Genomic DNA, 21,404 nt, shown 5'->3' on the forward strand with positions numbered 1-21,404 from the left:
GGCAATGACTTCGGAGTTACTCGGCCGGGACGGCGTCAACGTCCAAGTCCTCGATAGCCTTGCCGTTGTCGTAGATGGCCTGGTTGAGGATGCCCTGGCGTTTGGCGACAATCGTCGGCACCAGCGCCTGACCGGCGACATTGACCGCCGTGCGGCCCATATCAAGGATTGGATCGATGGCGAGCAGCAGGCCGACGCCTTCGAGCGGCAAGCCCAGGGTCGAAAGCGTCAGGGTCAGCATGACGGTGGCACCGGTGAGGCCGGCTGTTGCCGCCGAACCGATCACCGAGACGAAGACGATCAGCAGATAATGCTCGATGCCAAGGGCGATGCCGAAGAACTGGGCCACGAAGATGGCCGAGATCGCCGGATAGATCGCCGCGCAACCATCCATCTTGGTGGTGGCGCCGAGTGGCACGGCGAAGGCGGCGTATTCACGCGGTACACCGAGGTTCTTTTCCGTCACGCGCTCCGTCACTGGAAGGGTGCCGATAGACGAACGCGATACAAAGGCCAGCTGGATGGCGGGCCAGGCGCTCTGGAAGTAGCGGATGGGGTTGAGGCCATGGACTTGCAACAGCGCCGGATAGACCACGAAGAGTACGATCAACAGGCCGATATAGATGGCCGCCGCATACCATCCGAGCTGAGCCAAGGCGTCCCAGCCATAGACCGCAACGGCATTGCCAAGCAGGCCAATGGTGCCAATGGGGGTCAGGCGAATGACCCACCACAGGACCTTGTGGATGATCTTGAGGAACGAGCGGTTAAAGGCGAGGAACGGATCCGCAGCCGGACCGACGCGCAGTGCGGCAATACCGATCACAATCGAGACGATCAGGATCTGCAGAACATTGAAATTGAGGCTGGTTGTGGCGCCGCTATCGGAGACGCGGGTGGACGCCTGCAGGCCGATGAAGTTGGACGGGATCAGGCCCTTGAGGAAGTCGAGCCATGACCCGGTGGATGATGGCGCGCGTGCTGCAGTTTCGGCAACCGCAGTGTTGAGGCCGGGCTGGATCAGGAGCCCGAGCGCAATACCGATGGCCACAGCGATCAGTGCCGTGATGGCAAACCAGAGAAGGGTCTGCCACACCAGCCGCGCGGCATTATTGAGCTCACGCAGATTGGCGATAGACGCCACGATGGCGGTGAACACCAGCACCGGCACCAAGGTGCGGAGCAGCGACACAAAAGACGAGCCGACCGTTGAGAGGGTCTGGACCAGCCAATTGGCGCCGCCGGTGGCATCGGGACCCATTTGCCGCGCGATGTAGCCAAGGACAAGTCCGATGACCATTGCGGCCAGGACCTGGAAACCAAAATTGAGAAAAAGTGGCTTAGGCGCGCGCGGAGCTACGCCGGCCGAGACGGTTGTGGGCATGGAAAGGCCTTTCAATGAGCGAAGACTCAGTGCCCAAATAATGAGCGCAAAGCCTCGCAATTGACCAGACACTACGCCTCGCCTGTCGTGAAATCAGCGCATGGCATTGCAATTGCCATGAGCGAACCGGATTTTCCTGCCATGCACATCGCATTTTGCGAGAACGCTTTGTCAGGCGCGGCGAAACACCAGGGTCGCCAATGCGGCAAACATTGGTAGGCCGAGGAGGCCTGCGGCCATGGCCAATACGAGCGGCCCCGGCCCGGGATCAGCCCACGCGAGCCAGGCCAGGGCCAGCGCTGCGCAGCCTGTGGCGACGCCGCTGACGCGGTGCACCAGGCGCCACGCCCGATCCGAGCGGATCGGCCAAGGCATACGCAATCCTGCGTAGGAATGGCGCTCTGCCTCGAAAATCACCACCGCCAACACCAGCAGCGCCGCGGCTAAGCCGAAACCGGTGATGCGGAAAATGTCGAGATCCGAGCCAATGCCGTTGAGCAGCAGCCCCAATTGGCAAGCCGCAGCGACTGCAAGCAGCAGGGTCAATGCCGGATCAAGGATGTGGCGGGTCTTGGCCAGATGATTTTTTGTCAGCTGTCGCCCAAGGATGAAGAACGCGCCCATGAGTGCGACCTCGACCAATGGCGCCACCGCCAAAGCAATATTGCGCGGCCAGAGCCAATCAACCGCGCTGCCGTGCCAGTGAGCCGGGAAAGCATATGCCTCGGGAATATTGATGATCGCCACGCCGGCTATAGCCAGAGTGACGCCGAAGAGCAGAAGATGGAAGCGAGTAACGAGATTGGGCATGGCGATGGCTCGGTGTGCGGCTCACATATGGAGATGCCTTGGCGCAATGCCAGCCCTCTAAGCCAACGGGCAAGTGATCGCCGATGCTTCAATAGCAAAGGGGCCGGTTTCCCGGCCCCTCGCAAATTCGAAGTCGTTCCGAAGCTTAGCGCTTGGAGAACTGGAAGGAGCGGCGGGCCTTGGCCTTACCGTACTTCTTACGTTCGACAACGCGGCTATCGCGGGTCAGGAAGCCACCCTTCTTCAGGATCGGGCGTAGGCCCGGCTCGAAGTAGTTGAGGGCCTTGGAGATGCCGTGACGAACGGCGCCAGCCTGACCGGAAAGACCACCACCGGCGACGGTGACGTTGACGTCATACTGGTCGAGACGCTCGGTAGCCACGATCGGCTGCTTGACGATCAGCTGCAGAACCGGACGGGCGAAGTACTTGGCGAATTCGCGACCGTTGACGATGACCTTGCCCTTGCCGGGCTTGATCCAGACGCGAGCAACAGCGTTCTTGCGCTTGCCAGTGGCGTAGGCGCGGCCGAGGCTGTCGAGCTTCTGAACGTGAACCGGAGCCGTGCTGGCAGCGGGAGCCGCAGCGGTGGTGCCGAGGTCTTCGAGAGAGTTGATGGTTTCAGCCATATTACTTCACCCGGGCGTTTTTGGGGTTCATCGCAGCGACGTCGAGCGTGGTCGGGCTCTGCGCTTCGTGGGGATGCTCGGAACCGGCGTAAACGCGCAGGTTCTTGAGCTGGGCGCGGGTCAGCGGGCCACCGGGCATCATGCGGCGAACGGCGTTTTCGAGGACGCGGTTCGGGAAGCGGCCTTCGAGCAGCTCACGAGCCGTACGGTCCTTGATGCCACCGGGATAGCCGGTGTGCCAGTAGAAGCGGTGCTGGTCCAGTTTGCGACCGGTCAGCTTCACCTTGTCGGCATTGATGACGATGATGTTGTCACCCATGTCCATGTGGGGGGTGAAGGTCGGCTTGTGCTTGCCGCGCAGACGCGAGGCGATGATCGAAGCCAGACGACCCACGACCAGCCCATTGGCGTCGATCAGGATCCACTGCTTTTCGATCTCGCTCGGTTTTGCCGAGTACGTGCTCATAATCGAATTCCCTAAGATTCAGGAAGCCGACCCACGCATGGATCGGCCAGTTCGAGCGGGTCTCTAAGGGAGATTCCTGAAGGCGTCAACACCTCAAATATTGTCGTTTAAAATCAACAACTTACAACTGAGGTATTATATTACCGTACGCGACGCAGATCTGCGACATAGGCGGTGACTAGTCCGGCCAGCATGAAGGCCAGCGCCTGGTGTCCCACGGCCAGACCGATAGGAACGCTCATCAGCAGCGTGGCCACGCCAAGGCCAACCTGGAGAAGGACGATAAAGCCGATGCGTGGTAGCCAGCCATGGACCCCGGCGAAACCGCCGTCCTGCTGACGCCGCCACAGGAGATAACCTAAATAGGCGACAATGAGATAGGCAATGCCGCGATGGATGAACTGCACGGTCAGTGCGTTCTCGAACAGGTTGCGCCACACCGGGTCCATGGCCAGCAACCCGTTGGGGATGATGGCGCCATCCATCAGCGGCCAGGTATTGTACCCCATGCCGGCGTCGAGACCGGCGACAAAGGCCCCTGCCCCGATCTGCAGGATCACAGCGACGAGGAGTAAAACGCCGGTGCTCATATGGAAGCTCGTAACACGGCCCAACACGCGCCCTGGCGAGAGTGAGCGCGCAACGTAGATCAGGGCTATGAACAGGAGAGATGCTGCAGTCAGGTGTGCGGCAAGCCGATATTGCGACACAGAGGTGAGCTCGGTGAGGCCCGAAGACACCATCCACCAGCCCAAGGCACCCTGAAATCCACCGAGCACGAAAAGACCGAAAAGCGGCAGTGCCAGTTCGCGAGACAGGCGTTTCTGGACCAGAAACACCACGAAGGGAACAATGAACAGCACGCCGAGAAAGCGCGCGATCAGGCGATGAAACCATTCCCAGAAAAAGATGTATTGGAAGTCGCTGAGGCTCATCCAGGAATTGAGCACAGAGTATTGCGGAATCTGCTGGTAGGCCTCGAACTCGGCCTGCCACTCTGCGTCATTGAGTGGCGGGATCACGCCGGAAAGGGGCTTCCAGGACGTAATGGAAAGGCCGGATTCGGTAAGGCGAGTGATGCCGCCGACCACGACGATGAGCAGCACGAAGGCGGCCAGACCGTAAAGCCAGATGCGCACGGGCCGCAGGCGGTCGCTGGCATAGCTCACTTGCCCAGGTGCGGCATCTTGCATGGCATTCACGGCACTATTCCGGTATCGATCTGAATGCCGGAGTGGTAATCCCACGGACATTGCCCCGCAACAGATCAATTGCCGCACATGACTCAGAGAAACCGCAAGCTTATGGGCGCCTTCCTGCTGGTGGGCTCAATCGTGCTTTGGTCTGTGCTGGCCACAGCGGTTTACCTCTTGCTGCCTGAAGGCCTGCCGGGACTGGTGCTGATCGTCTTTTTCATCATCGCCGGCATGGGCTGGGTCCTTCCTGCCATGCCGCTGATTAAATGGATGGCGCGACCGGACGAAAACCAACTTCCACGGGACTAGTGTTTCGCAAGGACGATTCGATTCAACACCTTAGCGCATCAACCTGCCGAGCTGGGTGAAGAGCCCGCCGCTGGTGAACACATCAACATACCGCCGCTTCTGGAAGTAGCCGTTCAGCGAGACGCGAGGCAGCTCGGTTGGTGTCTTGAGGTGGTGGGGATAGAGGCCACCGGGCCGCGTGGTCACCGCGGTCCGAAAGCCAAGTTCGCGTGCCAGTTCGAATTCCCTGGGCCCACAGGACAGTGGACCGCCCAGCGGATACGAAAAATGCCGAGGCCGCAGGCCGAACTGGGCCTCTATCACGTCGACGGATTGAATCATTTCGGCGCGAGCCTGCTCGACGGGCAGCTTGGCCAACTCATAGTGGTGAACAGTGTGCGCGCCGATGGTGCAAAGCGGATCGCCTGCGAATAGGCGCAATTCGGGCCAGTCCATGATCAACTCGCGGCATTGCCGGTCGAGATCGTAGCCATAGGCTGCGGTAAAATCCTTGAGAAGGGCTAGACGCTCAGGCTCAGGCAGCTTGCGCATGCGCCAATAAAGCCGGTCGAAAGCATCCCGCTTCTGGGCCAGCGTGCGGGTATCGACATATTCGGTGTCGCCATCCTCGAAAAAAGCTACGGCGTCCTGACTGGCGATAATGTCCTCAATAGCCTGCCACCAGAGCTGACCCACCCCATCAACAAAGGCAGTGGGGACATAGAGCGTAAATGGCGCATCGTGGGCGTGCAGAATAGGCAGGGCATAGTGCAGGTTGTCCCTATAGGCGTCGTCAAAGGTAAGAACGACAAACGGGCGGCTTCCGCGTGGCCCGGCCAGGCGCTCCAGCGCCTCGTCCATGCTGACAATGTCGATACCAAGGTCGCGGATGCGTTCGAGGCAATAGTCGAGAAAGTCCGGCTCGATCTGGAGGATGGCATTGGGCGAGAAATCCGCGGGTGCATCCCGCACCACGCGATGGAGTGTCAGGATGACACCGCGCGAATGCGACAGCAACCTGAACAGGCGCGGCATGCCGGTGAGCCAGAGCAGTTCAAAAGTGGCGCGAATGGCCGCGTATTTGAGAGACACGAGTGTTTCCCTCAGGCTGCAACCGGTTCGGTCAGGGCGGTGATCTCGATCCCGGGAAGCCCCGCATCCTGTAGCGCCCGGCGCGCCGCTTCAGCGCGGTCAATCTCACGCTCGTCGTCGGCAACCAGCACAATGCGTCCACCCAGCTCGGCAAAGACATCCAAGGTGGAACTCGGACCGACCGGCCCGGTCAACACCACCACGACTTCGTAGATATCCCCCAGCGCCTCGACCAGGGTCTGGGGTCGGCTAGAGCGGCGATCCACCGTGGTACCCTGCCCCCAAGTCACCTCAGCAAATCCATTGTCAGCCGATTTCTGCACGACATCGCCAAAGCTGGCCTTGCCCGTGCTGAGATCGCTGACGCCGGGAGTATCCGTGCGCTGGCCTGTGCCAGCATCAATCAGGGCCACGCTGAGACCCTTGGCAATTGCATCACCAACCAGTCCTTCGGCCAGCATGCGGCTCACTTGTCCATGCTCATGATCGGCCAGCAGCAACAAGTGAGTACGCCCCAACACCAGGTCCGAAACCAGATCAGCATAACGCACCAGTCCCGACGCTTTGGCATGGCGCGCCCTCGGCGTTGGCGCCGCGACCGACGCCGTTTGTGCCTCAAAGACGGGCATGGTGGGTTCAGTCAGGTGGTCGGTGTCCAGCACAGGATCAGTCAGATCAAAGTAAGTTTCGCTGGCCTGAGGCTCTTCGACCTCGTCGTAGCGTCTGACGCTCGTCTCCGCCATGAGCGCGCGCACAAAGGATCGGGCCATGTCATGGTCTGGCGCGCCCAGTTCAGTGATCGTCCGGTTGGGAGCGACAAAATTGGACTCGCTCGACTGGTCTGCAGCCTCCAACCCGTCAGCCTCGAATGTGTCCGGCAGCTCCTGCGCGACGACCTCATCTGTCGAGAGTGAAGTGTCGTCCTCATCCGCCTCGTCCAATTCGCTGACGTCAAAGGGAGGCGTCTCAAGCCTATCGGTGGAGCTGTTTTCGGTCAGGGCTGTTGCTCGCGAGACCGGCGCCAGCGCGCGGCCGGACATCAGCTCGCCAAATGCCACCGCGCCGACTTGAACAACGAATGCGACCAGCCCCACGGCGATCATGATCAGGGAGGTCTTCGGCGAAGACGGCGACACCGATGGAGCGGCCTCGGACACGACGCGCACGTCGGGCAAGGCAGAATTGGCTTCCACACGAGAAGACGCTTCAGTGAAGCGCAGAAGGTAGGCTTCGAGCAGATCGCGCTGCGCTTTGGCTTCACGCTCAAGACTATCCAGCGTGACAGTGTCCCGGGTGGCTAGCGAGGCCGTCGACTTGGTGCGAGCCAGCTCCGCCTGGGAGGAATCAACAAGATCGGCCTGGATCTGCGCTTCGGCTTCCAGCGCGGCCACGACCCGATTGCCTTCCATGCGGATCTGATTGTTCAACTCGGCAATTTGGGCGTTAAGGGCCCGGATTGTCGGATGGTTGGACAGCAGCGTGGCCGAGCGCTGGGCCTGCTCGCCCTGCAGGCGCGCCTTCTCCTCGCTGAGACGCTGGATGACCACCGAATCCTGCATGTCAGCAACGCCTTCAATAGGCTGGTTGCGCTCGATGAGGCCGCGGATCAGCGCGGCCCGGGACAGGGCGGTATTCTTGCGCTCCTGGGCTGACGTGATCTGGGTGGCTATTGCAGACAGCTGTTGGTCAAGCAGGCTGGTGTTATTCTGGCCGGTGAACAGGTCGTTATCGACCTTGAAATTGGCGACCGCCGACTCGGCCTGCTGCACAGTCACCCGGAGACGATCGATTTCGGCGCGCAGCCAACCCGAAGCATCAGCAGTGTCGGAAATGGACAATTGCGCCCGGCGCGCCACATGGGCAGCCGCAACCGCATTGGCGATGCGCGCGGAAAGAGCCGGGTCGGTGGTGCTCACGCCAACCGAAATCAGGCGCGAGTCGCGCTCCTGATCCACGGACAGACGTTCGTAGAGCGACTTGAGCACTGTCTCGTCGACACTGTTGGGCGCGGCCGCACGGCGACCAGCAATCTGCATGATCATCCCCAGCGGCGAAATGCCAGAGGCACCACCGTTGAATTCAGCAACTGAACGCAAGTCGAGTTCATCGATGACACCAAGCAAGGTGTCTCGCGACTTGAGCAGTTCGATCTGGCTCGACACCACACCCACTTCATTGCCCGATGACGAAGGTGCCTGTTCGTTGGATGCGCGCACATAAGGATTTGAGCGAGCTTCGACCAGAATAGAGGCCGACGATTCATACATCCGCGGCTGAAACATCAGCACAACAAAGGTTGCAACCAGCAGCGCCAAAGTGACCAGCAATATCCTGGGCAACCGCCGAATAACCGTAGCCAGCAAGGCTCCGACGTCAATTCTCGTGTCGTCTGGTGCTGTCGACTCATAGGTCATGGCGCTTCCTCGATCTTGCCGTAGAGCTACGCCCAGCGTGGTCAATATTGAGTTAATCCCCGATGCATCGTGCATCTAAGTAGTCCCTCTATAAGCAAAATCTTAACCATGCCAAACCAGACTGCGCACAGCTCAAACGCTGAGAATCCCATGCGCTGGTTACCCCTTATCGCCGTCCTTCTGTCGTTGGCCGTTGCCGGGTGCACCACAACGCGCCCCACTGCCTATGCCGTGGACACCAAGGGCCCCTACCAGCTCGACACGGGTGACGTCGTGCGGGTGACGGTCTATGGCGATGCTGAATTGAGCAAAAGCTACAAGGTTGACGATAAGGGCGCTGTGGCATTCCCGCTGGTCGGCCCAGTTCCCGTGCGTGGCGGCACGACCGAAGACGCCGCGCAGCGTTTGGCGCGGGCGCTCGCCAATGGGTATATGCGTAACCCTGACGTTGCCGTTGAAATTGACCAGTACCGTCCCTTCTTCATCCAGGGCGAAATAAAGACGGCGGGACAATTCCCCTATGTCTACGGCATGACGGTGCGGGCAGCGATCAGTACTGCTGGCGGCTACACCGAGACGGCTGATCGCGGGCGGGCGGTGGTGTACCGGCGCCAGGGCGATGAGATGGTCAAGGGTGCCGTCGAACTCGACTTCCCGATTGCTCCGGGCGACACCATCGTCGTGCAGGAACGCTGGTTCTAGCCGTGGACCAGAAAAACTTGCGCGTCCTGCAAATCCTGCGCGCGCCGGTCGGTGGGTTGTTTCGCCACGTGGCGGACCTGACCCGCGCCCTTTCCGCCAATGGCCATAACGTGGGCATCGTAGTGGACAGCCTCGCCAATGACGCTCAGACGGAACAGCTCCTGACTGCCCTAGAGGCGGACGCCGCACTGGGAATCCATCGTTTTCCCATGCCGCGCCTGTTCGGTCGGGGTGACCTATCGACACCATTCGCAGTCAGCGCCCTTGCCCGTCGCCTTGACGTCGATATCATCCACGGACATGGCGCCAAGGGCGGTTTTTACGCACGGCTCGCCGCCTATGGGCGCAACACGGCAAAAGTGTTTTACACTCCACACGGCGGCGTGCTGCATTTTCCGGCGGATAAAGCCTCGGGAAAGCTCTTTCACCGCATTGAGCGCGTGTTGATGGCCAAGACATCGGCGATCATTTTCGAGAGCGCCTATGCTCAAAAGACCTATACCAGCCTTATCGGCGCGCCCACTTGCCCCAGCACCGTCATTCACAACGGATTGCGGCCTGGCGAATTTGAACCGGTCCCACCCCTGCCCGATGCGGCCGACTTTGTCTTTGTGGGCGAGTTGCGCAATCTCAAGGGCATTTTTCCGCTGGTTGAGGCCCTTGCTCAAGTCAACCGGCCCGATGGTTCCCCGGCCAATCTGGTCATGGCAGGCGATGGCCCCGACCGAAAGGACTTGGAGCAACTCATCGGTCAGTTGGGACTTGGCGACCGGGTGAAGCTCGTCGGCTCGCGGCCGGCACGAGACGTTTTTGCCATGGGGCGCAACGCCGTGGTGCCATCCTTGGCAGAATCCCTGCCCTATGTGGTGATGGAAGCCGCCGCTGCGCAACTTCCGGTGATTTCAACCCGCGTGGGTGGCATTGCCGAAATCTTTGGGCCGACCGCAGATCAGTTGATTGCGCCCGGTGACGCTGACGCCCTTGCATCGGCGATGACCGAAATGCTGGCAAATCCCGACAGCGCCAGGCGAAGTATGCAGGCCCGGCTGGCCCATATCGAGGCCGGTTTCTCGGTCGCACGAATGGCCGGGGCTGTTGAAGCGCTCTATCGAAACGCTTAGCGCTGAGATCAAGCTGCGTCCAAGGACTTCACCGAGTATAAAGGTCTCTTGGCCAGAATGCCGCGCAAAACAATGAGCGTCGGTAGCCCCTATGTATCGCGTCGATCCCACCAAGGCCATTCAGGAACACGCGTCCCGCCAGGACGCATCGGGTGAGGTTCACCTGTCTTCCAAAGCCAAAGAGATCATTGCTGCCCCGGTGGACAGGACGCTGTCCGGCGCCGTGATCGCGGGAATTGCTCAGATCGTCGAGGCGGCGCTACTGGCCATTCTGGGCTATGGGATTCACGCCATCTACGTCGAGCCGCCACAGGATGGGTTCTACATCCCGGTAATCCTGGCTAGCGTGCTGGTGGCAAACATTGCCTTCAATGCCGTTCGCTCACACCGTATCACCGTATATCGCACTCAGGTCTCACAGATCGGGCGCGTGCTGGGGGCCTGGGCCGGCGTGATGCTGTTGCTCATGGTTGGCATCTTCTTTTTCAAAGCAGGCGATCTGGTATCGCGGGTTTGGTTGCTGAGCTGGTTCCTGTCTGGCGCTGTTGTGCTCGTGGCCTTTCGGCTATCGCTGAGCTCGTTGGTGTCCCGCTGGACGGCCCAAGGCCGGCTGAAGCGCCGCACTGTGATCGTCGGTGGCGGTGCGGACGCGGCCCTGTTGATCGAGCAGATCCGCGCCGGCTCTGAGAAGGACATCAACCTGCTTGGGCTCTTCGACGACCGCGACGGCGAGCGATCCCCCGACATGGTCTCGGGTTGCCACAAACTTGGCCGGGTCTCCGAACTGATCGAATTTGCCCGACGCACTCCCGTGGACCTGGTCATCGTTTCGATGCCGCTGTCGGCCGAAAAGCGGGTGCTCGACATGCTGACCCAGCTTTGGGTCCTGCCTGTCGATATTCGGCTATCCGCTCATATGAGCAAGCTGCGGTTCACGGAGAAGGCCTATTCCTATGTAGGGGACCTGCCGGTTCTCGATATGGCCGACAGGCCGATTTCGGACTGGAACCTGATCTTCAAGTGGGCCTTCGACAAAATCGTGGCTGTTACCGCATTGATCCTGCTCTCGCCGGTGATGCTGGCAACGGCCATCGCCATCAAGCTCGAGAGCCGTGGGCCGGTGTTTTTCGTCCAGAACCGGCACGGCTTTAACAACGAGCAGATCCGCATCTACAAGTTCCGATCAATGCGCACCGACATGCTCGACCACGACGCCGGCAAGTTGGTAACGCGCGGCGATCCGCGGGTAACCCGGGTCGGCAAGTTCATTCGCAAGACCTCGATTGACGAGCTGCCGCAGCTGTTCAACGTCCTCAAGGGCGAACTCTCCGTCGTCGGGCCTCGCCCACATGCCATGCAGGCCAAGGCTGCCAACCAGCTCTATTACGAAGCCGTGGAGGGCTATTTCGCGCGCCACCGCGTCAGGCCGGGCATGACCGGCTGGGCACAGATCAATGGCTGGCGGGGCGAGACCGATACAATCGACAAGATCATGCAGAGGGTGAACCACGACCTATACTACATCGAGCACTGGTCGATCCTGCTCGATCTCTACATTGTGCTGATGACACCTATCCGGCTGCTCAACACCGAAAATGCCTATTAGGGATAGGTCCCCGCGCCGGGCGCGATCAGCGCCAAATGCCTCCACGCAAATAGCGCTCCGCCAAATCGGCAGTGCCCTCTGCAAAGCCCGTCATATGGCTCTGTGCCAGCGTGGTTTCAGCGTGTGAGCCGATCCAGGCCAGCAACGCCATGCGCCGAAGCATGACCATGGAATCCAGAATGGCGATGTCGTCTTCGGACAGAGGACGAACGGCCTGGTAGGCCTCGAGCCAGGATGCCTTGAGCGCCGGCACGGCCTTGTTGGTTTCATGAAAGGAGATCGCGGCGGCAAAATCGTATCCGAACCAGCAAAGGCCGCAGTCGTCAAAGTCTATCAGACTGACCTGATCCCCATGCACGAGCAGGTTGCCCAACCGCATATCGGCGTGAATCAGGCCATAGCGATCCGGTCCCGTTCCATAGGCATCGAGCCGGCGACGGAGTTCAAGCTGGGCGAGATCCAGCACCGGATGAATGCCCCCCGTCACCCCCGGCGCAACTCGCCAATCCCCCCACAGACCGTCCGCATCAAGAATTGTGGCTGCAGTCCAGGCCTGCCGTTCGAAACCGAGGGGGCGTTTCCATGCGATTGAATGACGGTGCAGACCGGCGGCATAGCCGCCCAGCACAGCGAACAGATCGACCAGATTGCTATCCGGGCTGGGCTCTTGCCCCGGAATGAAATGGTAGAGCACCGCGTGCCGCGTTTCGCCCGAAGGTGTCTGGAAGCACTGCAACAGCTTGCCATCGCCACCCGCGACGGGCTCGGGAATGGCAAGATCAGTCTGGCGGTGCAAGGACTCCAGCCAGGCTAGCTCGCTCTCGATATTGGCCGTACTCTGATAATCGGGCCGATGCACGCGCAGCGTAAAGGCCTCGCCGCCCGGAACAGAAAGCAGAAACGTGTGGTTCTCGGAATAGTTGATCAGCCGGGGCTCGGCGCCCGCCAACTCCGGCCAAAGCGGGAGGGCATTTTCCAGGTCGCGCTCATGCAGCGGCAAGGTCGGCTCCGGCATTGGAAAGAGGCCGCCTTTGGCCTCCGAAACGATTTGGGAGAGAATGGTCGGAGCGACAGGATTTGAACCTGCGACCCTTTGTCCCCCAGACAAATGCGCTACCAAGCTGCGCTACGCCCCGACTGGTGCGGAGACATAGAGAAACAGGGGATTTGGTGCAACCCCGATTTTGCAGGACCATGTGAACAAAGTGAGATTTTTCCGGAGATCCGGTGCCATGCGCGCCCCAGATTCACACCAAGTCCTATGTATTTACCATGGGGCTCCCGCCTCGACAGCTTGGAAATTCACCGGTTGAGGGAGATCGCGTTCGGGGCGGGGCAGACGCCGGGGCCTGTTCCGTGGGTAGCCTATTGCGCTCTATCCAACGCCGTACTTCAATGCTGTTGGGGCAACCGGTTAACGCAGAGGAGAGCGACACATGAATTATGACGAAAACTCCGGGCTGGACTTCATCGAGGGCTTTTCGCTGCTGGCGGGGGCGATCTGGGTGATCGGTGCCGTTCTGCTGGCGGCGATGGTGCTCATGGGCCAAGGCCGCGTTTAGCCCACCAGCCGGGCGGCTGACGACGCGCTGAAATCTTGGGCGCGCGCAACGCAGGCGGCATAGAAACTTCCAAGACGACTATCGAGCGCAAGTGCCGCGCGGCGGCAGGCGTCGAGCGATTGGGTGTGATCGCCGCCGACAGATAGGTCAGCGAGCAAACTCGTGTGCGCGTCGAAGAGGGCTGCAAAGGCGGGCGACGTTGCTATGGTCTCGTCGCCGACCAGAATGTGGATCGGTTCACGCTCGCTCATGCCTTTGAGTTCGACCGCACCTGCGGGCAGCAGGGCCAGATGTGACACCTCACAGGCGGTTTTCTCAGTAACGAGAATGTCGTGGCCAACAGCGCGACACATGCCCTCGATACGGCTGGCGACATTGACCGTGTCGCCAATGCACGAATAGTCAAAGCGACGCTCAAACCCCATGTTGCCCACCAGCGCCGGACCGGTGGCGATCCCGATACCGATGGCGATGGGGTCACGTTCGCTGGTGTTGAGGATTTCGAGCGCTTCGCGCATGGCCAAGGCCGCGCGGCAGGCGCGGTCGGCATGGCGTTCGACATCCACCGGGGCGTTCCAGAACGCCATGACCGCGTCGCCCATGAACTTGTCAATCGTGCCCTGCTCCGCGACGATGGCAGCGCCGAGGGAAGCGAATAGTCGGTTGAGAATGGCGACCAGGGCGGAGGGCTCGGTTCGTTCGGCCAGAGCTGAAAAATTGCGGACATCGGAGAACATCACTGTCAAGTCGCGGACATCGCCGCCAAGGCGCAGCAGGTTCGCGTCGGCTTCGATGCGGGTGAGCAGCGATGGCTCGACATAATGGGCAAAAGCGCGGCGGATGCGGCGACGGTCGGCGTCGGTGACGGCAAAGCGGAAAAAAGCCATGGCGGCGTAGAGCAGCAGGGCGCCAAGCAGCGCAAAGCTCGGATCGATCAGCAGGCGAGGCACCGAAAAGGCCCACCAGCTGGCGGCGAGCAGGACGCCGCAGACCGCAATCGACACCGCCAGCCCGACAATCGGCCCGGTAAAAATTACCGCCAGGACAATAATAAGCCCGGCCAGTGCGAAGATGAGCATTTCCAGCCCGGCTACCCAATCGGCACGGACCAGAAATGTGTTGGTCAGCATCTGCTCAAGCGCCTGAACATGAATGGACACGCCAGGTACGGCGACTCCCAGTGTGCTGGCGCGAATATCGAGCAGGCCACTGGCCGAGGCTCCGATCAGCACGATCTGGCCAGAGACCAGCGGCGCAAGCTCCGCATAGTCGTCCGAGAGCAGGTCGCGCGCTGAGATGTAGAGATCGGGTGGCAAGTGACGATAGTAGAGCCAGATGTCGCCGCTCGGCCCGGTGGGGACCGAGAAATCCCCGATGCGCAGCTGTTCGACTGTTCCAGCCCCTGCGCTGTCGCCGATCACCACCAGGGTCGTAACGCCCAGGGCGATGCGCAGCGCTTCGGCAGATAGGGTCGGCAAGACCTTATCTCCATTGCGCCACAGCACGGGCAAGCGGCGCGCCACCCCGGCCCCATCCCGATCAAGACTGGCGACACCAAGCCCCGGTGACGCGGCGGCCAGCAATGGCAGGGGCTGGGCCGCGCCACCCAGTTCGGGGAGCATGGCCAGCGGATCGGAGCCGGTGGTCGCAAGGCCGGACTTGGGTTCGAGGCTGGTGCTGGCGGCCCGACCGCTTTGTGCAAGGCTGAGAATGGTTGGCCCAGCGGCAAGGGCCGAGGCAAAAATCTCATCGAAATTCTCACCGCTGCCGGCCACATTTGACGGCGAAAGCCGGTCTGGCTCGCTGAACAGCAGGTCGAAGGCAATGGCGGCAGCGCCCAGTTCGGTCAACCTGGTGGCCATTTGCGCCATGGACGATCGCGGCCATGGCCATTGCCCGAGTTCGGCCAGCGAAGCCTCGTCGATATCAATGATGCGAATGGGAAGATCGGGCGGCGCTTCGCGTGGACGCCACTGCTGGAAGGTGTCGAAGGTCGTTTCGCGGGCGACCACGAGTGCATAGGGATCGGCGGCACGCAGCAGCGTCAGGCCGGCAATGACGGCGAGGCCGAAGAGAAATGTTAACCAGCCCCGCCTGCCCATCCCCTGCCCTCAGTTGACGCGACCGTCGACGGCCACTGCCGGCGTGAGGGCCACGGAAGGCCGACTACGCACTTCGCGACGGAAGTCACTGGGTGACATGCCGGAAACCTTTCGGAACGACTTGTTGAAGGCGCTCAGCGAACCAAATCCGCTGTCCATGGCGACCGCCAGGACACTTGCCTCGTCGCGCATCAGCAAGGCCTGCGCATAGGAAAGGCGCATCAGGTTGATGTAGTCGTTGAGCGTCATGCCCGTACATTTCTTGAAGACGGTCATGGCGTATTTGGGATGGATATCGGCGGCCACCGCGATATCGACGGAATCAATCTCCTCGCGGAAATTGTCGGCAATGAAATCGCAGATGCGCACGACGATGGGAGAGGTGTGCTGGTCGAGGCCGCCAGCATCTGCGACGCGCTGGGTCTGCGGAAGTAATTGATAGGCGGAAAAGCGCAGCCGCTCGATGCGCAGCAGCAGTTCGTCTACGGCCAGGTTCGCCTTCATCGGATCACCGGAGCGCGTGTATTCCAACCAGCGCTCAAAATTGACGGGATCGGCAGCATCGGTGGCGCTGGAAACCAGGGTCGCGCCCTGCATCAACTTGGCCTGCACGTCCGCTGGCAGCCTCAGACGGAAGAAATGCACCAACGGCAAGTGCCCTCCAGCATAGACCAAATCGTCGGAAGCATCGTCGAGCCAGTGCGGCTGACCGCCCCAGAATAGGGCAAAATCGCCCGCAACGAAGCGCGCCTCGTGTCCAGCCATGCGGTAATGGGCCCAGCCGCGCACGATGTAATTGACCTCCACCTGGGCGTGCCAATGGGCGGCCCGCATGAGGCGTGGCGACGTCAGGAACATCTGCAGCGCCGTGGGCAAGCGTTCAACACCATTGGCCCGGGGCTCGTAATAGGGGCGAGAATCCATCTTACTTTCCGCCCGGTCCGCATACCCTAAATCGGGGTACGCCTTTGGCAGGCGCGCTAACTTAGAAATCACGGGCCCCAAGAGCAATTGAAAAGCTTGGTCTTTGGACAGACAGGCCTACGCCGCAGGACAACGATCCGGCGGCGCTGATAGTGGATAGAGACTCCGGGCGGTTCCAGGACTGCCCTGCCGTTGTGGCCCGAGGCTCTGGTGAGGAAATTGACATGACCGAGAAGACTGTTCGCTGGGGCATTATCGGACCAGGAAGCATTGCCAAGGCATTTCGCGGCGGCGTCAACGCCAGCCAGCACGGGGTGCTCGCGGCCATTGCCACACGCAGCCCTGACCGTCCGGGGCTACAGGACACCTTTCCCGAAGCGCGCATCGTGAATGGCTATGACGCCCTGCTTGCCGATCCCGAAATCGACGCAGTCTATATTGCAGTGCCCCATACCGGGCATGCCGAATGGGCGATTAAGGCGGCGGAAGCGGGAAAGCATGTGCTGGTTGAAAAGCCGCTGGCGCTGAGCGCCCACGAGGCCGACGCGGTTTTTCACGCCCATCGCAAGGCCGGAACCTTTGCCGGCGAAGCTTTCATGTATCGCCTGCATCCGCAGACGGCCAAGATCATTGAGCTGATCCAGTCCGGCGTCATCGGCCAGGTGCGGATGATCCAATCCAGCTTCGGTTTCTCGATGGGCAAGTTCCAGCCGCAACACCGGCTGTTCGCGTCGGAACTGGCTGGCGGAGGCATCATGGATGTGGGCTGCTATCCGGTTTCCATGGCGCGGCTTTTGGCGGGTATTGCCGTCGGCAAGCCATTTGCCGACCCGGTGAAGGTTGCAGGTACGGCAACGCTCAATGCCGAGGGCACAGACGACTGGGCCGCAGCAACCTTGACCTTCGAGGGCGGTATCGTCGCCCAGGTGAGCTGCGCGGTGATGGCGAACCTCGACAATGTGTTGCGCATCCATGGCTCTGAAGGCCGCATCGAGGTGCCCGATTTCTGGTTTGCCGGTGGCAATCGCGATCAGGGGTTGGGCCGAATCGACATCATCAAGGGCGGCAAGACAGAAACGATCAGCGTCAACGAGACCGCCCACGTCTATTCCTTTGAGGCCGAGGCGGCGTCACTCGCCATTCTCGCCGGCAAGCAGGAGTTCGGTGCGCCGGGCATGAGCTGGGGCGATACGCTGGGCAATCTGCGGGTGCTCGACAAGTGGCGGGCTGACGCCGGGATGGAATTTTCCATCGAAACACCGCAGGTGCGGACGCGGACGCTCGACAATCGTCCGCTGGGACCGAACACCGGCGTTATACCCAAGCGCTCCATTCCCGGCCTCGACAAGCCAGCATCGGCAGTGGCACTGGGCTTTGAGGACTTCAAGACTTTTGCCTCGGGCGCCATTCTCCTCGATGCCTTCTGGGAGCGCGGCGGCAATATCTTCGATACGGCCTTCATCTATGGCGGGGGCTATACCGAGAAGCTCTTCGGGCAGTGGCAGAAGAGTCGCGGCGTGCGCGAACAGGCTGTGGTGATCGGCAAGGGCGCGCATTCGCCGCTGGTCTACCCCGATGTCATCGCCAAGCAGCTCACCCAGTCGCTCGACCGGCTGCAGACCGACTATGTCGACGTTTACTTCATGCACCGCGACAATACCGATGTGCCGGTGGGCGAATTCGTGGACGCGATGGATGCAGAGGTGAAGGCCGGACGCATACGCGGGCCGTTCGGCGGTTCGAACTGGACCAAGGAGCGCATGGACGCGGCCATTGCCTATGCCCAGGCCAATGGCAAGACAGCCCCACAGGCACTGTCCAACAACTTTGCTTTGGCCGAAATGCTCGACCCGATTTGGGGTGGATGCGTAACCGCGGCGACACCGGACTTCAAGCAGTGGCTGGTTGACCGGCAGGTCACGAATTTTTCGTGGTCGAGCCAGGCGCGCGGCTTCTTCACCGATCTGGCGGGTCGGGACAAGCGCGACAATGAAGAGCTGGTACGTGTCTGGTACAATGAGCAAAACTTTGGCCGCCGCGACCGGGCCATCGAGTTGGGCAAGCAACTGGGCCACTCACCCATTCATATCGCCCTGGCCTATGTGCTGGCCCAGAGCTTCCCAAGCGTGCCTCTAATCGGTCCGCGCCGTTTGGTGGAGCTTGAAGACAGCTTGAAGGCTTTCGAAATCAAGCTGACGCCGGAACACGTCAGCTGGCTCGAACAGGGCTGATCAGGACAAGGCCCCGGACCACTCCGGGGCCTTTTTGCTATTCGCTGGCGAAGGCCGAAATAGGCGTAACCTTGGCGAGTTGCACCATGCGCAGGGCGGCCAGGAAGGCCAGGCCTGCGAAGGCCATGGCCAGGATGAACAGCGGCACTATGGCGGCAAGGATCGCGCCCGTGTCGGTTGCGGCGGCGTAGCCGGCAGCATTGGCGGCGACCCCGGCCAGCGCCGCGCCCAGCGCATTGCCAGCAGACTGGGTGGTGGGCAGCAGGGCCGATGTGCGGTCGCGCTCGGCATCACTGCTGGCTTCCATGATGGTGAGCATGGTGTAGCCATTGGAAATGCCGAAGCCCATGCCGATGGCCAACTGCGCCACGATGACCAGACCTGGCTGGGCCATTTGCAGGCCGCCGAGTACCCCGACAAGGCCAAGCGCCAGCATCACCGGGCCGGTGCGGATGAGAATACGTCGGGTCGACCGCTGGCGCACATTGGCGACGGTGACCGATGACAGGCTCCAACCGATGGCCATGACGGCGCCGATCACAGCGGCATGGGTAGGGCCGTAGCCCCAGAGCTGCTGCAGCAGGAGCACCAGATAGACCCCAGTGGCGGCCCCGGCGATGGGCATAAGCAGAAACATCCAGAGGCCTGCGCCAACAGCGGAGCGCAGGGAGAAGGCATCAAGTGGCATCAGCCGTTCGGCACTGCGGCGGTCGAGCCAGACGGCGGCGCAAAGGGCCACGATGGCGCCGACCAGGAGCGCTGCAGCCTGCACCGGCGGAACGATGGCGGCAAGCGCCACCAGCATGGTCCCGCCACCAATGGTCAGGAGTCGCAGACCGGGGAAACCATGAGCCTGGGGAGGCGTGTCGCCGCGCGGCACCACCGCGAGAACCATGGCGCCGAATATCAGCACTAGCGGGACATTGATGAGAAAGGCAGCGCGCCAGGAAATCAGCTCTGTCAGTGCCCCTGCCCCGGCTGGTCCACCGAAGGCGGCGACGGCCCAGACCATGGCTTGCATGCCAAACACTTTGGGCACGAGGCGGCTAGGGAACAATTCGGGGATCAGCGCAAAACAGAGCGCTGCCACGACGCCCTCGCCAAAGCCCTGAATGGCCCGGCCAACCAGCACCTGAGACATATCCGTGGCGATGGCGGCAACCAGCGTTCCTATGAGAAATACCCCGGCGAGGCTCAGCAGCGCGCGGCGCGATCCCAGCCGACGCTTGAGCATGGCAGCGGCGGCGCCACCAACAATGGCGAAGACTAGATAGAGCGTCGTGGCCCAGGAAATGACCTCGAGGCCGCCCAACTCCTGCACCGCAGAGGGCAGCGCCGTGGACGAGAGGAAAGCATTGAAGGCGAAGAGCGACACGCCCAGCGCCAGAATGGTGGTGACGGCCAGATAGCGTGGCCCGAAAATCTCGGCCCAGCGGCCTTCGACAGTGTCTGACATGACAACGGCTCAATTAAACAAGTGATAACTTGCTTAATTCTGATCCCCGGGCAAAGCAACTGAAATCTGCACAAGGATTGTGCAGCCCGCCGGTATCAACTTTGTGCTTGCTTGTCAGGCAACGCCGGCTGGCCTATCTAGGGCGAGCAGGTTCGCCTGCATTGTTCTCAGGGCGGGGTGAAATTCCCCACCGGCGGTAAAGGCAGACATGCCAAGCCCGCGAGCGCTCTCGAAATTCGAGAGGTCAGCAGATCCGGTGTAATTCCGGGGCCGACGGTTAGAGTCCGGATGAAAGAGAACGGGATCAAGCGCCTTTGCCGGCGCGCGTGGCTATTTGGCCGCGCGAATTTCGGCGTGTCGCCTCCCGTAACCCTGAGGAAACTGGTTACGGAAAGGACGACACATGAACCAGATTTCCTCGACTTCACATAGCGCCGCGACCACCGGCGCGCTCTTCATGCTGGTGGCGAGCCTCGCTTTTGCCGGCACCAATACACTGCAGTCGGTGCTGCCGACGCCGGTGGAATATGGCGGCATGGGCATGAGCTCGACGGGCATGGCCTTTTGGCAATATCTGATCGCTTCGATCCTGGCGCTGCCGCTGATCCTCAAGATCGGACTGTCCAACCTGCGCACAAGCCACCCGCTGGCCCATGAGGTCCGCGCCTTCGTATCGGCGCTGGGCGTGCATGTGTTTGTCTACGGTTTCGCATCGGGCGTGCCGATCTGGCAGATGGTGACGCTTCTGGCCACGGGGCCGCTGTTCATCATTCTTGGTTCGACGTTGTTCCTGGGTGAAAAGGTCTCGGCAGCCCGCATCGTTGCCGCACTGGTGGGCTTTGTCGGCGCCATCATCGTTTCCGGCGTTGGTGTCGAAGGGCTGAACTGGCAAACAGCAGTGCCGATCATCGCCGCGGCGCTCTGGGCCACCACAGACGTGCTGACCAAATATCTTGCGCGCGAAGAATCGCCCGAGACGCTGACTATCTCGCTGCTGGTGCTGATGACCCCGAACCATCTTGCAATCCTGCTGGCGGTCACGGCATTCAGTGGGTTCCTGCCCGCGGGCGTGGCGACCGGCTTCCCGTTCAGCCTGCCGGCCGGCAATGGCTTGTGGTTGCTGCTGCTGCTGGGTGCGCTGACTGCTGCTGCGCAGTACCTGTTGGCCTTTGCCTACAAGGTGGCCGATGCTGCCTATTTGCAGCCGTTTGGCGATGTCAAAGTGCCGTTGAGCGGGCTGGTCGGCTGGATCGCCCTGGGCCAGGTGCCTTCGGTGTGGTTCTGGCCCGGTGCGGCACTGATCGTGGGGGCTTCGGTCTTCATCTTCTGGGTTGAAAGCCGCGGCGAACCGGCCAGCTTGCAGCCGGCATAATCGCCGCAAGACTTCTGCGAGGGCAGGACGGCAGATCGCCGCCCTGCCCT

The 21,404-nt window shown here is 61.3% G+C and carries 18 protein-coding genes, 1 tRNA gene and 1 riboswitch; of the genes, 7 read left to right on the plus strand and 12 right to left on the minus strand.

Annotated elements, in window-relative coordinates; genetic code table 11:
- Positions 1-16: 16 nt before the first annotated feature.
- The 5 genes from NIM87_RS03095 to NIM87_RS03115 form a co-directional block, all read right to left on the minus strand.
- Positions 17-1,384 (minus strand): dicarboxylate/amino acid:cation symporter, encoded by a 1,368-nt coding sequence (locus NIM87_RS03095; protein ID WP_254673144.1) that lies wholly within the window; start codon positions 1,382-1,384, stop codon positions 17-19.
- A 171-nt stretch (positions 1,385-1,555) separates the two neighbouring features.
- Entirely contained in the window at positions 1,556-2,194 is a 639-nt protein-coding gene (locus NIM87_RS03100; protein WP_254673145.1) for an SdpI family protein, read from the minus strand.
- Positions 2,195-2,339: 145 nt separating this feature from the next.
- Positions 2,340-2,822 (minus strand): 30S ribosomal protein S9, encoded by a 483-nt coding sequence (gene rpsI, locus NIM87_RS03105; protein ID WP_254673146.1) that lies wholly within the window; start codon positions 2,820-2,822, stop codon positions 2,340-2,342.
- Position 2,823: 1 nt separating this feature from the next.
- Entirely contained in the window at positions 2,824-3,288 is a 465-nt protein-coding gene (gene rplM, locus NIM87_RS03110; RefSeq protein WP_254673147.1) for a 50S ribosomal protein L13, read from the minus strand.
- Between the two features lie 140 nt (positions 3,289-3,428).
- Positions 3,429-4,481, minus strand: coding sequence for a COX15/CtaA family protein (locus NIM87_RS03115; protein ID WP_254673314.1), 1,053 nt, complete (start codon positions 4,479-4,481; stop codon positions 3,429-3,431).
- A gap of 87 nt (positions 4,482-4,568) precedes the next feature.
- Here NIM87_RS03115 and NIM87_RS03120 point away from each other — a divergent pair, with 87 nt between their 5' ends.
- Entirely contained in the window at positions 4,569-4,793 is a 225-nt protein-coding gene (locus tag NIM87_RS03120) for a DUF2842 domain-containing protein (RefSeq protein WP_254673148.1), read from the plus strand.
- 30 nt (positions 4,794-4,823) lie between these two features.
- On the opposite strand, the gene NIM87_RS03125 is transcribed toward NIM87_RS03120, so the two are convergent.
- Positions 4,824-5,864 carry a polysaccharide deacetylase family protein gene (locus NIM87_RS03125; RefSeq protein ID WP_254673149.1) on the minus strand — a complete coding sequence of 347 codons (1,041 nt, stop codon included), beginning with the start codon at positions 5,862-5,864 and terminating at the stop codon, positions 4,824-4,826.
- 11 nt (positions 5,865-5,875) lie between these two features.
- Positions 5,876-8,278: an exopolysaccharide transport family protein gene (locus NIM87_RS03130; protein ID WP_254673150.1), complete on the minus strand. Its 2,403-nt coding sequence runs from the start codon at positions 8,276-8,278 to the stop codon at positions 5,876-5,878.
- 150 nt (positions 8,279-8,428) lie between these two features.
- On the opposite strand from NIM87_RS03130, the gene NIM87_RS03135 reads away from it, so the two are divergent.
- The 3 genes from NIM87_RS03135 to NIM87_RS03145 all read left to right on the plus strand — a co-directional run bounded on the left by NIM87_RS03135 (position 8,429) and on the right by NIM87_RS03145 (position 11,707).
- Complete coding sequence (locus tag NIM87_RS03135; protein ID WP_254673151.1) at positions 8,429-8,980, plus strand: polysaccharide biosynthesis/export family protein; 552 nt, start codon at positions 8,429-8,431, stop codon at positions 8,978-8,980.
- A gap of 2 nt (positions 8,981-8,982) precedes the next feature.
- Complete coding sequence (locus NIM87_RS03140) at positions 8,983-10,101, plus strand: glycosyltransferase family 4 protein (RefSeq protein WP_254673152.1); 1,119 nt, start codon at positions 8,983-8,985, stop codon at positions 10,099-10,101.
- Positions 10,102-10,192: 91 nt separating this feature from the next.
- Positions 10,193-11,707 carry an undecaprenyl-phosphate glucose phosphotransferase gene (locus tag NIM87_RS03145; protein ID WP_254673153.1) on the plus strand — a complete coding sequence of 505 codons (1,515 nt, stop codon included), beginning with the start codon at positions 10,193-10,195 and terminating at the stop codon, positions 11,705-11,707.
- A 25-nt stretch (positions 11,708-11,732) separates the two neighbouring features.
- On the opposite strand, the gene NIM87_RS03150 is transcribed toward NIM87_RS03145, so the two are convergent.
- Together NIM87_RS03150 and NIM87_RS03155 are read right to left on the minus strand one after the other, a co-directional pair.
- Positions 11,733-12,722 (minus strand): phosphotransferase enzyme family protein, encoded by a 990-nt coding sequence (locus NIM87_RS03150; protein ID WP_254673154.1) that lies wholly within the window; start codon positions 12,720-12,722, stop codon positions 11,733-11,735.
- Between the two features lie 44 nt (positions 12,723-12,766).
- A tRNA-Pro gene (locus NIM87_RS03155) sits at positions 12,767-12,843 on the minus strand.
- A 300-nt stretch (positions 12,844-13,143) separates the two neighbouring features.
- Here NIM87_RS03155 and NIM87_RS18555 point away from each other — a divergent pair.
- Positions 13,144-13,269 carry a hypothetical protein gene (locus tag NIM87_RS18555; protein WP_269467847.1) on the plus strand — a complete coding sequence of 42 codons (126 nt, stop codon included), beginning with the start codon at positions 13,144-13,146 and terminating at the stop codon, positions 13,267-13,269.
- On the opposite strand, the gene NIM87_RS03160 is transcribed toward NIM87_RS18555, so the two are convergent.
- Together NIM87_RS03160 and NIM87_RS03165 are read right to left on the minus strand one after the other, a co-directional pair.
- Complete coding sequence (locus NIM87_RS03160) at positions 13,266-15,371, minus strand: CHASE2 domain-containing protein (RefSeq protein ID WP_254673155.1); 2,106 nt, start codon at positions 15,369-15,371, stop codon at positions 13,266-13,268. The two genes, NIM87_RS18555 and NIM87_RS03160, sit on opposite strands and share 4 nt — an antisense overlap.
- A 9-nt stretch (positions 15,372-15,380) precedes the next feature.
- Positions 15,381-16,295: a helix-turn-helix domain-containing protein gene (locus tag NIM87_RS03165; protein WP_254673156.1), complete on the minus strand. Its 915-nt coding sequence runs from the start codon at positions 16,293-16,295 to the stop codon at positions 15,381-15,383.
- A gap of 224 nt (positions 16,296-16,519) precedes the next feature.
- Here NIM87_RS03165 and NIM87_RS03170 point away from each other — a divergent pair, with 224 nt between their 5' ends.
- Positions 16,520-18,526 (plus strand): aldo/keto reductase, encoded by a 2,007-nt coding sequence (locus NIM87_RS03170; RefSeq protein ID WP_254673157.1) that lies wholly within the window; start codon positions 16,520-16,522, stop codon positions 18,524-18,526.
- 37 nt (positions 18,527-18,563) lie between these two features.
- Here the strand turns inward: NIM87_RS03170 and NIM87_RS03175 are convergent, their stop codons facing one another.
- On the minus strand, positions 18,564-19,982 hold the full coding sequence (locus NIM87_RS03175) for an MFS transporter (protein ID WP_254673158.1): 1,419 nt from the start codon (positions 19,980-19,982) through the stop codon (positions 18,564-18,566).
- A gap of 159 nt (positions 19,983-20,141) precedes the next feature.
- A riboswitch (FMN riboswitch) is annotated at positions 20,142-20,286 on the plus strand.
- A gap of 99 nt (positions 20,287-20,385) precedes the next feature.
- On the opposite strand from NIM87_RS03175, the gene NIM87_RS03180 reads away from it, so the two are divergent.
- A complete protein-coding gene (locus NIM87_RS03180; RefSeq protein ID WP_254673159.1) occupies positions 20,386-21,354 on the plus strand; it encodes a DMT family transporter in 969 nt (322 codons plus the stop codon).
- Positions 21,355-21,404: the final 50 nt, after the last annotated feature.

Source organism: Devosia ureilytica (assembly GCF_024273195.1).
Taxonomy (GTDB): domain Bacteria; phylum Pseudomonadota; class Alphaproteobacteria; order Rhizobiales; family Devosiaceae; genus Devosia; species Devosia ureilytica.

Excerpts from the sequence above, each read along its gene's own strand:
- NIM87_RS03150 (WP_254673154.1), bottom strand. The coding sequence starts at position 12,722 with ATGCCGGAGCCGACCTTGCCGCTGCATGAGCGCGACCTGGAAAATGCC.
- NIM87_RS03095 (WP_254673144.1), bottom strand. The coding sequence starts at position 1,384 with ATGCCCACAACCGTCTCGGCCGGCGTAGCTCCGCGCGCGCCTAAGCCA.
- NIM87_RS03145 (WP_254673153.1), top strand. The coding sequence starts at position 10,193 with ATGTATCGCGTCGATCCCACCAAGGCCATTCAGGAACACGCGTCCCGC.
- NIM87_RS03115 (WP_254673314.1), bottom strand. The coding sequence starts at position 4,481 with ATGCAAGATGCCGCACCTGGGCAAGTGAGCTATGCCAGCGACCGCCTG.
- NIM87_RS03165 (WP_254673156.1), bottom strand. The coding sequence starts at position 16,295 with ATGGATTCTCGCCCCTATTACGAGCCCCGGGCCAATGGTGTTGAACGC.
- NIM87_RS03170 (WP_254673157.1), top strand. The coding sequence starts at position 16,520 with ATGACCGAGAAGACTGTTCGCTGGGGCATTATCGGACCAGGAAGCATT.
- NIM87_RS03180 (WP_254673159.1), top strand. The coding sequence starts at position 20,386 with ATGAACCAGATTTCCTCGACTTCACATAGCGCCGCGACCACCGGCGCG.
- NIM87_RS03100 (WP_254673145.1), bottom strand. The coding sequence starts at position 2,194 with ATGCCCAATCTCGTTACTCGCTTCCATCTTCTGCTCTTCGGCGTCACT.
- NIM87_RS03135 (WP_254673151.1), top strand. The coding sequence starts at position 8,429 with ATGCGCTGGTTACCCCTTATCGCCGTCCTTCTGTCGTTGGCCGTTGCC.
- NIM87_RS03130 (WP_254673150.1), bottom strand. The coding sequence starts at position 8,278 with ATGACCTATGAGTCGACAGCACCAGACGACACGAGAATTGACGTCGGA.
- NIM87_RS03160 (WP_254673155.1), bottom strand. The coding sequence starts at position 15,371 with ATGGGCAGGCGGGGCTGGTTAACATTTCTCTTCGGCCTCGCCGTCATT.
- rpsI (WP_254673146.1), bottom strand. The coding sequence starts at position 2,822 with ATGGCTGAAACCATCAACTCTCTCGAAGACCTCGGCACCACCGCTGCG.
- rplM (WP_254673147.1), bottom strand. The coding sequence starts at position 3,288 with ATGAGCACGTACTCGGCAAAACCGAGCGAGATCGAAAAGCAGTGGATC.
- NIM87_RS03120 (WP_254673148.1), top strand. The coding sequence starts at position 4,569 with ATGACTCAGAGAAACCGCAAGCTTATGGGCGCCTTCCTGCTGGTGGGC.
- NIM87_RS18555 (WP_269467847.1), top strand. The coding sequence starts at position 13,144 with ATGAATTATGACGAAAACTCCGGGCTGGACTTCATCGAGGGCTTTTCG.
- NIM87_RS03175 (WP_254673158.1), bottom strand. The coding sequence starts at position 19,982 with ATGTCAGACACTGTCGAAGGCCGCTGGGCCGAGATTTTCGGGCCACGC.